Genomic DNA, 12760 nt, shown 5'->3' with positions numbered 1-12760 from the left:
GTGCTTGCGCACAGCGAAGCATCCTTTGCGCTGTGCCTGTGAACAACCCGCTTTTTTTAAGGAAATGGCCCCATGTTCGAGCTGGATCATGACCTGGCGCAGGATATCGTCAATCGCACCATGGCGATCCTGCCCTATAACGTCAATGTCATGGACAGCCAGGGCTTGATCCTCGGCAGCGGCGAGCCGGAGCGCATCAACACCCGCCACGAAGGCGCGCAGCTGGTACTTGCAAATGGCCGCGTGGTGGAAATCGACGGGCAAACCGCCAAGCACCTCAAGGGCGTGCAGCCGGGTATCAACCTGCCACTGATGCATGATCAGCGCCTGATCGGGGTACTCGGCATTACCGGTGAGCCGGAAGGCCTGCGCACCTATGCCGAGCTGGTGCGCATGACTGCCGAGATGCTGGTCAGCCATCGCCATCAGCAGGTGGAGCAACAATGGCGGCGCCAGCGTTGCGATGACCTGCTGGCGTTGCTGCTGGCCGACAACGGCGACTCACCGCGCTTGGTCGACGAAGCACAGCAACTGGGCCTCAAGCCGCAGCTGGCACGTACGCCGTATTTATTCGAACTGGGGGTGGGGCAATCGGCAGAGGCGTTGAGTGCCTGGCTGACCTCGCGCTACCCGGACAGTTGGTGTGTCAGCTCGGCACAGTTTTCCCTGCTGTGGTGCCGACCTGCCGCCGTGCAGGTCGACAACCCGCGCCTGTTGGAAAAACTCGAAGGCCTCGGCTGGACAGTGCTGCGGGTGGCCGTGGGCGGGCAAGCCGACGGTCTGGCGGGGCTGCGCCGTTGTTACCGTCGGGTTGGCGATCTGCTCGCCTATGGGCGTGATGTGCTGCCGCAGTCGCGGCTGCTGACCCTCAACCGCTACCGGCTGCCGGTGATGCTCTGGCGCCATCGTAACGACGATGCTCTCGACGAGTTGCTCAAACCGCTACGCAAGGTACTGGCCAAGGACAGCAACGGCCAACTGCTGGCCACCCTGCGCAGTTGGTGTGAACACGACGGCCAAAGCCAGGCCTGTGCCGACGCCCTCGGCATCCACCGCAACAGCCTGCGCTACCGCATGGAGCGTATCGCTGAACTCAGCGGCGTCGACCCGCTGACCCTGGATGGCATGCTCGCGCTGTACCTGGGTGTGCAACTGCTGCCGCAGCCTTTGTAGAAATGAACAACAAACCTCACCCGCACTTGTGCATCGGACCGGCGTCATTGCCGGTGCCAGCTGGCAGCATGGGCAGCATAAAAACCGGAGAAAGCCCATGAAAATCATCATCGCCCCCGACTCGTTCAAGGACAGCCTGAGTGCCGAAGGCGTGGCCCAGGCCATTGCCGCGGGCTGGGCACAGGTGTGGCCTGACGCTGAGTTTGTGCAATGCCCGATGGCGGACGGCGGTGAAGGGACAGTCGCAGCGGTGCTCGCGGCGTGCAACGGCGAGTTGCGCAGCCAAACGGTCCAAGGCCCCTTGGGCGGGACTGTCGAAGCGCGGTGGGGCTGGCTGGCCGAGAGTCGCACCGCCCTCATCGAAATGGCCGAGGCCAGCGGCCTGCAACTGGTTGCGCCGGGCAAACGCGACGCGTGCTCCAGCAGCACTTATGGCACCGGCGAGCTGATCCGCGCGGCCCTGGACCTGGGCGCCGAGCGCATCATCCTGGCGATTGGCGGCAGTGCCACCAACGATGGTGGCGCCGGGGCGATGCAGGCCCTCGGCGTGCAGCTGTTGGATGCCGAAGACCAGGCGTTGGCACCCGGCGGCTTGGCGCTGGGGCGCCTTGCACAGATCAACCTTGAGCACTTGGACCCGCGCCTGGCCGCTGTGCGCTTTGAAATTGCCGCCGATGTGAACAACCCCCTGTGCGGCCCCCAGGGTGCCTCGGCGATTTTTGGCCCGCAAAAGGGCGCCAGCCCGGCGCAAGTGCAGCAGCTGGACGCCGCCCTCGGCCATTTCGCCGACCACTGCGCCAAGGTCCTGCCAGAGGACGTGCGCGACGAACCCGGCAGCGGCGCCGCCGGCGGCCTGGGCTTTGCCGCCAAGGCGTTCCTCGGCGCGCAATTTCGTGCCGGTGTGGAGGTGGTCGCTGAACTGGTCGGTTTGGACGCCGCCGTGCGCGGCGCCGACCTGGTGATCACCGGTGAAGGCCGCTTCGACGCCCAGACCCTGCGGGGCAAAACCCCGTTTGGCGTGGCACGTATCGCCCAGCAGCACGGCGTGCCGGTGATCGTCATCGCCGGCACCCTGGGCGACGGTTATGAACAGATGTACGCCCATGGCGTGGACGCCGCCTTTGCCTTGCCCTCCGGCCCGATGAGCCTGGAGCAGGCCTGCAGCGAAGCCCCGCGCTTGTTGCGTGAGCGCGCGGCGGATATCGCGCGGTTGTGGCGCACAGCTGGCGGGCGCTGACGTACAACGCTGAACATGGGACAATCCGCGCCTTTTCGACACGGAGAGTCCCCATGCTGCGCCCCGCATTCCTGGCCCTGTTGCTGACCGGCACCACCTCGCAAGCTTTCGCCCAACCGCCCGCCGAAACCGTACCGCTGCTGCGCGAAATCAAGCAGTGGGTCGTCGGTTGCGACAACCTGCGCAATTGCCATGCCCTGAGTGCGTCCAGTGGCTTCGAGGAAGAGGACTACAGCTCGCTGACCTTGCATATCTGGCACCAGGCCGGGCCTGAAGGTTACCTGCGTTTGCGCTTTGATCATCGCGGCGAGGCGCTCGACCTTTCCACTTTGCAGTTGGATGGTCAGCCCCTTGGTCAACCGCTGACCCAAGACCTGCACGTAGAGCTGGACGACCAGGGCGGCGATCCCGAGGTGCAGTCCTATGGCGTGATCGAGGATGCTGCGGCACGCCGCTGGTTACAGCTTTTGCGTAACGGCCAGCGCCTGCAATTGCCAGGCGATAAGGACGCACATGTTTCGCTGAGCGGGCTGAGTGCGTCGCTGCTGTTGATGGATGCGGTGCAGGGGCGGGTGGATAACGTCACCGCACTGGCCCGGCCGGGTAAAGTCGCGGCCAATGCCGTGCCTGCCCGTTTGCCGACGCCGGTGTTGCGCAAGTTCCCCGCTGCGCCCGTATTGACCGCACAAGAACAGGCCGGCCTGGTCGCGGCGGCTTTGCGCACCATCACCCAGGAGGACAATGGCACCGGCGCCGAGCCCGAGGCTGAAGCTGGCGCCTTGACCGCGCAGCAGGCCATGACCGTGGTGCGTTATGACTGCGCGGCCTACAACTGCGAGTACGACGTGGTCAGCCGCCAACGCCAGGCGCCCTATGCCGAAACACCGATGAAGCTTGAGCCGCTGCCGTTGGACGGCGCTGCGCTGCAAGGCTCGGTGGGCTATGACGCAGGCACAGGCACCTTGAGTTATTTCTACAAGCAGCGTGGAATCGGTGATTGCGGTGGCGGTGGCGTCTGGGTGTTTGACGGCCAAGGCTTCCAGCTCAGCGAGTTCAAGATGATGCCGCGCTGCACCGGGGTCGGTTATGGCGACTGGCCGGCATTGTGGTCCACCGTGCCTGCACCCTAGCCAGCATGCGGGCACGGCCTCTACACTGGGCGGCCACTTGTCTTTCAAAGGATGAAACACAATGCACACACCTGAACCCCATATCGTCATCCAGCGCTTCAGCGAGGCCCATCTTGAAGGCGTCGCTGCGCTCTACAACGACCCGGCCGTGTGCCGTCAGGTGCTGCAGATGCCTTACCAATCGGTGGAGGCGTGGCGCAACAAACTGGTGACGGATAACGAGCGCCGGCTCCAGTTGGTGGCGGTGCACGGCGGTGAGGTGATCGGCCAGCTCGGCCTGGAACAATACCTGCGCGTACGCCAGGCGCATGTCGGCTCGTTCGGCATGGGCGTGGCCCCGGCCTGGCAGGGCAAGGGTATCGGCTCGAAGCTGTTGAGTGCCGCGCTGGATGTGGCCGACAACTGGATGAACCTGCACCGGGTCGAACTCACGGTGTATGCCGACAACGAAGCCGCGCATCAGCTGTACCGCAAATTCGGCTTCGAGGTCGAAGGCCGCTTGCGCGACTACGCCCTGCGTGACGGCGTATTCGTCGACACCCTGAGCATGGCGCGCCTGCGTAAGTCGGCTTAATCCCCCAGCGCAAACGCCACCGCAGCCTGCGCATGCAGCTCGGTGGTGTCCAGCAACGGCAGGTCGCTGTGTTCGGGTTTGACCAACAAGCTGATCTCCGTACACCCGAGGATGATTGCCTGGGCGCCGCGCGCGGCCAGGGACTCGATCACCCGCTGGTAGACCTGGCGGGATTCGTCGCGGATGACCCCCACACACAACTCGTCATAGATGATCCGGTGCACGGCCTGGCGCTCGTGTGCGTCCGGCACCAGTACGGTCAGCCCCTGGGCGGCCAGGCGCGAGGTGAGAAAATCCTGCTCCATGGTGAACGCCGTACCGAGTAAACCCACGGTCAGGGTGCCGGCTGCCACGGCCGCTGCACCGGCAGCATCGGCGATATGCAGGAACGGAATCGACACCGCCGCCTCGATACGCGGAGCCACCCGGTGCATGGTGTTGGTACACAGCACCACACACTCGGCGCCACCGGCTTGCAAACGCCGGGCGGCATCCTCGAGGATCAGCGCGGTGTCATCCCAGCGCCCGGCGTGCTGGGCTTGCTCCACTGGGCCGAAGTCCACGCTGTACATCAACAGTTGCGCCGAGCGCAGCGGCCCGAGCTGGTCGCGCACGCGCTGGTTGATGATGCGGTAATACTCGGCGCTGGACTCCCAGCTCATGCCGCCGATTAGGCCGATGGTACGCATGCGATGCCCCTGACAAGGAATGTCGCATCACCTTACCCACCGGGCGCGGATTAGTCATACGCAGTTGCCGTGCAAATCACCGGTGCAGTTTTAAGCCGTACGCGCACCGGCCGCATCTGCCATGATCGGGCTTCGTTACCTGCCCACCCAAGGAACTCCGCAATGGACGATGTACAGCAACTGGGCGAGATGCTCCGTCATTACGCCGATAGCGAAGCACATAAAAAGCAGCAATTCGACCTGCAGTCGGCCCGTTGGGCGCAGAAGCTCAGCGAGTTGTTCGGGCAGATCGAGCTGTGGCTGGAGCCGGTCAAACACGTGGGGTTGCTCGAGGTTCATCGCGAGGCCTACGTGGCCAGCGGGCCGAGCGTGCCGGTGGAGACATCGACGTTCAGCACCGAGAAACTCAACGTGCAGATCACCGGTAAAACCGTCGAGTTCGTGCCCGAGGTGATGGGTGTCGGCGGTTCTATCGCGGTGTCGGTCATGGGCCTGACCGCCGCCCGCCACGGCAGCGTGTCGTTGGTACTGCCGGCGGACACGAATGACTGGCTGTGGAAGAAGACCAATGGCCTGAAAGACCCGGACACCTATGCCTTCGACGCCAATTTCCTCGCCTCGCAGCTACAGAGCCTGATCCCGCGCGAACGCGCCTAAGCGTTCTACTTCAGCGCCGGGTCGCCGGGGTTGAGTGCCTTCCAGCTCTGCAACACCACCTGTGCCTTGGGTTCCTGGCCGTTTTCCAGGTAGTACTGGATCAGTGACAGCCGCGCATTGCGGTTATACGGCTGGCGCTGGAGCAGGTCCTCCAATTGTTGGCAGGCGTGTTCGACATTGCCGCTGTCGTGCAACGCCACCGCCAGCACAAATGCGTACTGGCCGTTGGCGGGATCGAGGCGCACGGCGTTACGCAGGTGGGGCATGGCGTTGACCGCATCGCCCGCACGAATCCGCATCAAGCCCTGGGTGTGTTGCAGCAGTGCGGCGTCTGGATGCTGCGCCAGTTGCTCGGCAATCAGGCGGCGGGCTTCTTCGCTACGTCCGTTGGCTTCCAGCCACTGCGCGAGGGTCACCAGCGCCGGGAAAAAGTCTGGGTCGCGCACCAGCGCCGTGCGCAGTTGGGCTTCTACTCTGTCGCCACGACCGCTGGCCTGGTAGAGCATCGCCAGGTTGAGGTTGGCTTCGGCGCGCTCCAGCAGGCTCGATTGCACCTGTTCGTATTCGGCGATGGCGCTGCTCCAGGCCGGACCTTGCCCTGGCACGCTCAACAGATCCCGCGCGGCCAGGATGCGCACCGCCAGCACCGGGTCCTTGAGCAGGGGCCCGTAGAGTGCGACCCGCTCGGGCGGTGGCAGTAACGCACTGACCGCGCGCACCGCGCTTTCGCGCACTTGCGGGGCCGGGCTGGACAAGTCCTTGGTCGCCAGTTTCAGCGCCTGCTCGCTGGGGTAGTTGGGCAATTCAACCAGCAGCGTGGCGCGCTGGATCGCCGGCAGGTTGCTGCGTGCCAGTTGGTCGTACAACGCCTGGGCGGCACCCGGCTGGCCGCCGCGAATCAGCGCCATGCTCTCGGCATAAGTGGGGGCGCGCAGCACGTCGCGGGCACCGGCAGGGATGCTGAAGCTGTGGTCATGCCGAAAATCGTTGCCCATGTAGAACTTGCCGGGCATATGGCAATCGACGCAGAACGACCCCGGCTGACCCGGTGGCAGCCGTGTGTGCTCGATGGCGTCGTAGTTTTTGGCCTGCAAGCCGCGTCCATCCACGCTGGCATACGGGGTTTTGCCCGACGGGTTATGGCATTGCAGGCACACGGCATTGCCCGGCGCCTTGAGCTCGTTGCTGTGGGGGTTGTGGCAGTTGCTGCAGCGCACGCCTTTTTCGGCCATTTTGCTTTGGGCGAAGGAGCCGTGTTCAAACACTTCATCCTTGATCTTACCGTCCAGGGCGTACAGCTCGCGGGTCAATACGCTGGGCAGGTAGTCGTCCATCAGCCGCTTGCCTACGGTAAACCCATCGCCCAACGGCGCGCGCCGTGCATGGCAACGGGCGCAGGTTTCCAGTTCGACGGTGGCGTCCTGGTCTTTCAAATCCACAGCAAACCCCAAGTGCAGCAGGTCGCCTTTTTTCGCGGCCCACGCCAGGTGATTGGACGCCGGGCCGTGGCAGGCCTGGCAGCCGACACCCAGGCTATGCCATTGACTGTCGAAGGTGTTGTTTGCCGCATCGAAGTTGCGCTTGTAGCCGGTGGTGTGACATTCCACGCACATGAAGTTGGCGTTCTGGCTGGGTTTGCTCCAGTGCAAGGGGTTCTTGAAGTTCACGCCTTGGCCGGGATAGAGATGAAACCAGCGGCTTTTCTGGGTATCCCACGCCACGCCCAGGGCTTGCAGGCGCCCGTCGCCAACCTCGATCAGGTATTGCTGCAACGGCGCGATGCCGAAGGTGTAAGCCACCTTGAAGTCGGCTGCCTTACCGTCGCTGCCCGGCGTATTGACCCAGAACTCATCGCCGCGTTGATAGAACCGCGTGGTTTCGCCTTCGGCACTGAACGACGCGTTGTTGAAATCTGCCGGTACCGTCTGCGGCGTGGCGACCTGCATCGCCAACTGGTGGTGGGAGCCTTGCCAGTCTTTGGCCTGGGCCTGGTGGCAGCCCTGGCACTGTTGCTCATCCACCATGCGCGCAGGCGCTGCTGGGGTCACCACCGGTTTGGCCGTGGCCACGGGCACCGGTGCCGGCAACCTGGGCGTGCTGGCCTGGAGGAAAAACCAGATCCCGGCCATGGCTGCCAACAGCAGCACAATCAAAACGGGGTACAGGTAACGACGGGATGGATCACGGTGGGGTACAGCGCTGGCTTTTTTGGGCTTGGGCATTCCGACTTCCGCTGTCTTGATGCATGGACGCTCTACGGCGTGCTTAAGCTTCGTGCAGCTTTGACGCTGGCTGCAGTCCTGTCAAACAGACAGCTGAAAAAAGCGCGATTTCGTCAGGATTGGCTATACCTACAACTCACTGTTTCGATGATGACCGCCAGGGAGTTCAATGATGAAACTAAGGCTAATGATCAGCACATTGTGCATCGCTTCAATCGGAATGACAGGTTGTGCCAGCAAGGTGACCCAGCCGGACGAGTATTCAGGGTTTCTCTCCGACTACAGCCAGCTCAAGGAAGCCAAGTCGCCCTCGGGCGCTGAAGTAATGCGCTGGGTCGACCCCAAGCTTGACCTGAGCGACTACCGTGCGGTGTACATCGAACCGACCCAGTTCTACCCCAAGCCACAGGCCACCGCGAAAATCCCCGAAAGCACGCTTAACGGCATCAACACCTACTACAACCAGGCACTCAAGCGCGAACTGGCCAAGTCATTGCCCTTGGCCAACGGCCCTGGCCCAGGCGTGATCGTGGTGCGCGCGGCGATCACGGCGGTCAGCAGCAAGACCGAAAGCCTCAAGCCCTACGAATACATTCCTGTCGCGCTGGTCGCGGCGGCAGTGAGCACGGGTACGGGCATCCGTGACCAGGAAACCACCCTCGGCACCGAGGCGCAGTTCCTTGACGGCGCGAGTGGCAAGGTCATCGCCCAAGTGGTGCGCAAAGGCACCGGCAAGCCACTGGCAAACGACTCACAGGTGATGAAGGCCGATGACGTGAAAAGCGTGATCGATGGCTGGGCGTCGGACCTGCATCAGTCCTACGTCAAGCTGCACAAAGGCAAGTAAGCCCTCAGCGTTGCCTCAATTGCCGCCAAACCACCGGTAGTACGGGTTGGCGGCGTCTTCTCGCAGCACCTCGCGAATGTCCCGCCCCCAGGCGTCCCGGTCGCCATCGTAGGCATGCAGGCTGGCGCGGTAGAACTGCATCAGGCGTTGTTGCTCGGCTGCCAGGGTGCGGGTAAAAGCGGCATCGGCGTTGCGCAGCGGTGCGGGCACACGCAGGTCAAGCAGGGCGGGCAGCACACGGGTGATTTCCTTGCTGCGTACCCAGGGCGCGTATTCGATGCGCGGCTGGTCGTCGGTGACGGGCAAGGCATTGCCGGCAAAGCGTTCCAGGCCCTGGCGGTCGGTGACCCAGGTAGCCAGCAGGGTGGCCGCCGAGTCGATACCCACCGCGGCCAACGCGCTGCGCACACTCGGTTGTTCGAAGCGTTGGCGGATACGTGCGGCGTCCAGCTCAATGGGGTCGAGGGAGCCCACCAGCAGCATCTCGTGGAATTCACTGGTCCACAGCGACGCGTGCGGGAATACATTGAGGAAGCTGCGCACCAACGCGCGTGAATCGTCGATGTTTTGCGTGGGCAACGGTAGCCACTGCGCCAACAGGCCTTTGGGTGCCAGGCGCTGCGCGGCCAATTGGTAGAAGTCCTGGGAATACAGATTCACCACGCCGGCAGCGGAGGGCGGTGGCGGCTCAAGGGTGATCAGGTCATAGGCCTGCGCGTTGCGCAGCAGCTCCTGGCGCCCGTCGCGCAGGCGCACGTCAATGCCTGGGTCACTGGCCGCGTTGTAATTGCCTTTGAACAGCGGCGCGGCGTGCACCACCGCCGGCAGCAGTTCGGCAACCACGCGGTGTTCCAGGCCGGGATAGCGCAACAGCGCGCCTGCGGTGATGCCGGTGCCAAAACCGATCACCAGTGCTGACTTGGGTTCGGCGTTATGGATCAATAGCGGCAGCAATGCCTGGATACGCATGTAGCGCAGGGACGGCATGGCGTCGCCGGTGTTGGACACGCCCTGGATATACAAACGCTGGAACGCCCGCGCGCCCTGGCCTTGGGTGACCACTGCGACAGTCGCGCCGCGACCCTCCTGGTAAAACGCCAGGCTGCCATTGCGCGCGCCGGGCAGCAGGTTGGCGAGGCGGTCGACCGGGGTCAGCAGCGCCACGGCCAGCGACACCAGCCCCAACGCGACCACCGCTTGGCGTCGGCCCTTTTTTACTCCGTGGCCACGGCGTACGGCGATATAGCCCACCGCGCCGGCAACCACCGCCAGCAGGCCCAAGGTATGCACCAACCCCAACCAGGGAATCAGCACAAAGCCACAGAGCATCACGCCGACAATCCCACCCAAGGTATTGAACGCCACGACCGCGCCCACATCCCGCCCCACATGGCGGTTGCCGACACTCAAGCGCAATGCCACCGGGAACGCCGCCCCCAGCAGCAGCGTCGGCACAAACACAATGCACAACGCCGCGGTGGCGAAACGTGCACTCATCCCCGGCAACTCACTGCCGCCCAGGCTCAGCACCAGCCCCTCGGCCTGGGTTTGCAGCAGCACCAGCCAACGGCCGAGCAGGGCGATTTCCACCAACGCCACCAGCCCCGCGCCAGCAATCAACAGGCCGAATACACCCCAGGGATCCCGCAGGCGTTCCACCCGGCGTGACATCAACTGGCTGCCGATAAACAATCCGCTCAGGTAGGTGGCCAGTACGACGGCGAAGGCATAGGTGCGGGTGCTCATAAATTGCACAATGGATTGCGACCACACCACCTCATACCCCAATGCCACGCCACCGGCGATGGCGTAGAGCACCAGCGCCAGCCGCGCCGGGTCAACGGGCCGTGCCGGCGCAATGGCAACCGGCGCGTGATGGCGCACATACACCAGCGCACCCAGCGCCGCCACCAGGTTGAGCAGCGCTGCCACCAGCGCGCTGCCGCGTACGCCAAACTGTGCGATCAGCACAAAGGCGGTCAGCAAGGTGCCGGCAATTGCCCCGGCGGTGTTGGCGGCGTACAAACGCCCACCGGCCTGGCTCAAGCCCTTCGCGTCGATCGCCAGCGAACGCACCAGCACTGGCAGCGTGCCGCCCATCAACAAGGCAGGTAAGCCCACCAACAGAAACGGCAGCACCCAGGCCAGCAGCCCGATGCGCTGCTCCAGCCAGGCAAACGGTTCGGCCGCCGTGCCCAGTGCCAGCGTGGCGCCGACACCCAGCACCGCCACCAGTAATTCCAGACCTGCATACAACAACAGCGGCCGTGCAAAGCTATCCGCCAGACGCCCGAACAGCAACCCCCCCAAGGCCAAGCCGGCAAAAAACGCGCTGATGCCGGTGGTGATCGCATACACCTCGACGCCGACCACCAGCGACAGCTGTTTGATCCACAGCACCTGATACACCAGGGCCGCGCCGCCGGAGATAAACAGCAGGAGGGCAGGGATCAGGGTTGAGGCGGTGGTCGGTAATTCAAGGGATTTGCTGGCGGTACGTGAAGACATTGCAGATAGCCTTGTTCGAAAATACCCGGTCAGTGTGGGAGGGGGCTTGCCCCCCTCCAACATGGTTTAGCCAGCAGGTGTTGCCTTCATCTTCTCTTCAATCTTCTTGTCTACCGCTTCGCGGATCTGGTCGATGCTGAAGCTTGGAGGTTTCTGGCTCGGTGGGTAGTCGACAAAGGTTTGCAGGAACTTGGCCGCTTTGGTCACCGCCACCGCGCCCAGGTAGACGTTTTTGGTGGTCCAGTCGTAATACTGGTCAGACACGATGTCTGCGCGCTCATACGGGTCCATCCTCAGGTTGAAGATTTTCGGTACCCGCAGTTGCACAAACGGTTCGCTCCAGACCCGGAAACCACCCGGCTGGCGTTGCTCGGCGAATACCACTTTCCAGTTGTCGAAGCGCATCGATACCAGCATGCCGTCGTCATTGAAGTAGTAGAACTCGCTGCGCGCGCCTTTGGGCTGTTGCCCGGTCAGGTAGGGCAGTTGGTTGTAACCGTCCAGGTGCACCTTGAAGTTGGTGCCGCCTGCGGTCGGCGCCCAGCCTTTGAGCAGCTTGTCTTTGACCTCAGCGTCGCCAGCGGCGGCCAGCAGGGTCGGGAACCAGTCCATCCCCGAGACCATTTCGTTGGACACCTCACCCTGTTTGATCTTGCCCGGCCAGCGGATGATCGCGGGTACCCGGTAGGCGCCTTCCCAGTTGGAGTCCTTCTCGTTGCGGAATGGCGTGGTCGCCGCGTCCGGCCAGGAGAACTGGTTGGGGCCGTTATCGGTGGTGTAGACCACGATGGTGTTGTCGGCGATTTTCAGGTCGTCGAGGGTTTGCAGGAGTTTGCCGACGTCGCCGTCGTGCTCCAGCATGCCGTCGGCGTATTCGTTACCGGGCATACCGCTCTGGCCCTTCATCGAATCGCGCACATGGGTGAACACGTGCATGCGCGTGGTGTTCATCCACACGAAGAACGGCTTGTTGGCTTCCGCCTGTTTCTTGATAAACGCCTGGGCCGCTGCAGTGGTTTCGTCGTCGATGGTTTCCATGCGCTTGGTGGTCAAGGCGCCGGTGTCTTCGATCTTGCCGTCGGCAAAGCTGTGGATTACCCCGCGCGGGGTGTTGGCCTTGACGAACTCGGCATCGTCCTTGGGCCAGTAGGGGCGTTCGGGTTCCTCTTCGGCATTGAGGTGGTACAGGTTGCCGAAAAATTCATCGAAGCCATGGTTGGTGGGCAGGTATTCGTCGCGATCACCCAAGTGGTTCTTGCCGAATTGCCCGGTGGAATAGCCCAGCGACTTGAGTGCCTGGGCAATCGTGATATCGCGCTTTTGCAGCCCCACCGGCGCGCCCGGGATACCCACCTTCGACAGGCCGGTGCGCAACGGCGTCTGGCCGGTGATAAAGGACGAGCGCCCAGCGGTGCAGCTGTTCTCCGCGTAGTAGTCGGTGAACATCATGCCTTCTTTGGCGATCCGGTCGATGTTCGGGGTCTTGTAGCCCACCACGCCCATGGAATAGGCGCTGATGTTGGTTTGCCCGATGTCATCACCGAAGATCACCAGGATATTCGGCTTGTCGGCGGCCCAGGCGGATGCCGAGGCCCCTAGCACCGAAACCGCCACCAGGGCGAGTTTCGGCAGCCACTTACGTATGCGAGTCATAAGACTTGCTCCTTTTAGGGCTTGAGTCGCATTGCCTGCGACCAACGTTTATTACAGTCCATCGCGACGT

Annotated in this window: 10 protein-coding genes; 6 read left to right on the top strand and 4 right to left on the bottom strand. The window is 63.3% G+C overall.

Translation table 11 applies throughout. The features are described 5' to 3' along the window. Window positions 1-72: 72 nt before the first annotated feature. The 4 genes from CXQ82_RS15940 to CXQ82_RS15925 all read left to right on the top strand — a co-directional run bounded on the left by CXQ82_RS15940 (window position 73) and on the right by CXQ82_RS15925 (window position 4114). Window positions 73-1173 carry a sugar diacid recognition domain-containing protein gene (locus CXQ82_RS15940; RefSeq protein ID WP_101270613.1) on the top strand — a complete coding sequence of 367 codons (1101 nt, stop codon included), beginning with the start codon at window positions 73-75 and terminating at the stop codon, window positions 1171-1173. Window positions 1174-1270: 97 nt separating this feature from the next. Then, window positions 1271-2410, top strand: a complete 1140-nt coding sequence (locus CXQ82_RS15935; protein WP_101270611.1) for a glycerate kinase — start codon at window positions 1271-1273, stop codon at window positions 2408-2410. Between the two features lie 53 nt (window positions 2411-2463). Next, a complete protein-coding gene (locus tag CXQ82_RS15930; protein WP_101270608.1) occupies window positions 2464-3540 on the top strand; it encodes a DUF1176 domain-containing protein in 1077 nt (358 codons plus the stop codon). A gap of 61 nt (window positions 3541-3601) precedes the next feature. Continuing rightward, window positions 3602-4114, top strand: coding sequence for a GNAT family N-acetyltransferase (locus tag CXQ82_RS15925; RefSeq protein WP_101270606.1), 513 nt, complete (start codon window positions 3602-3604; stop codon window positions 4112-4114). Here CXQ82_RS15925 and CXQ82_RS15920 read toward each other — a convergent pair. Beyond that, window positions 4111-4803, bottom strand: a complete 693-nt coding sequence (locus CXQ82_RS15920) for an aspartate/glutamate racemase family protein (RefSeq protein WP_101270603.1) — start codon at window positions 4801-4803, stop codon at window positions 4111-4113. The two genes, CXQ82_RS15925 and CXQ82_RS15920, sit on opposite strands and share 4 nt — an antisense overlap. 162 nt (window positions 4804-4965) lie before the next feature. On the opposite strand from CXQ82_RS15920, the gene CXQ82_RS15915 reads away from it, so the two are divergent. Further along, the gene (locus CXQ82_RS15915) at window positions 4966-5460 is read left to right on the top strand and encodes a hypothetical protein (RefSeq protein WP_101270601.1); all 495 of its coding nucleotides are present in this window, start codon (window positions 4966-4968) and stop codon (window positions 5458-5460) included. 5 nt (window positions 5461-5465) lie between these two features. Here the strand turns inward: CXQ82_RS15915 and CXQ82_RS15910 are convergent, their stop codons facing one another. Further along, window positions 5466-7682, bottom strand: coding sequence for a tetratricopeptide repeat protein (locus CXQ82_RS15910; protein WP_101270599.1), 2217 nt, complete (start codon window positions 7680-7682; stop codon window positions 5466-5468). 172 nt (window positions 7683-7854) lie between these two features. Between CXQ82_RS15910 and CXQ82_RS15905 the strand changes: the two genes are divergently transcribed. Continuing rightward, the gene (locus tag CXQ82_RS15905; protein ID WP_101270597.1) at window positions 7855-8529 is read left to right on the top strand and encodes a DUF3313 domain-containing protein; all 675 of its coding nucleotides are present in this window, start codon (window positions 7855-7857) and stop codon (window positions 8527-8529) included. Window positions 8530-8544: 15 nt separating this feature from the next. Here CXQ82_RS15905 and CXQ82_RS15900 read toward each other — a convergent pair whose 3' ends face one another. Further along, a complete protein-coding gene (locus CXQ82_RS15900) occupies window positions 8545-11037 on the bottom strand; it encodes a spermidine synthase (protein WP_101270595.1) in 2493 nt (830 codons plus the stop codon). A gap of 66 nt (window positions 11038-11103) precedes the next feature. After that, window positions 11104-12690, bottom strand: a complete 1587-nt coding sequence (locus CXQ82_RS15895) for an arylsulfatase (protein WP_101270593.1) — start codon at window positions 12688-12690, stop codon at window positions 11104-11106. Window positions 12691-12760: the final 70 nt, after the last annotated feature.

This window comes from Pseudomonas sp. S09G 359 (assembly GCF_002843605.1).
Classification (GTDB): Bacteria; Pseudomonadota; Gammaproteobacteria; order Pseudomonadales; family Pseudomonadaceae; genus Aquipseudomonas.
Note: the sequence above shows the minus strand (reverse complement) of the source record. Positions and strands in the feature narration are given on the sequence as shown.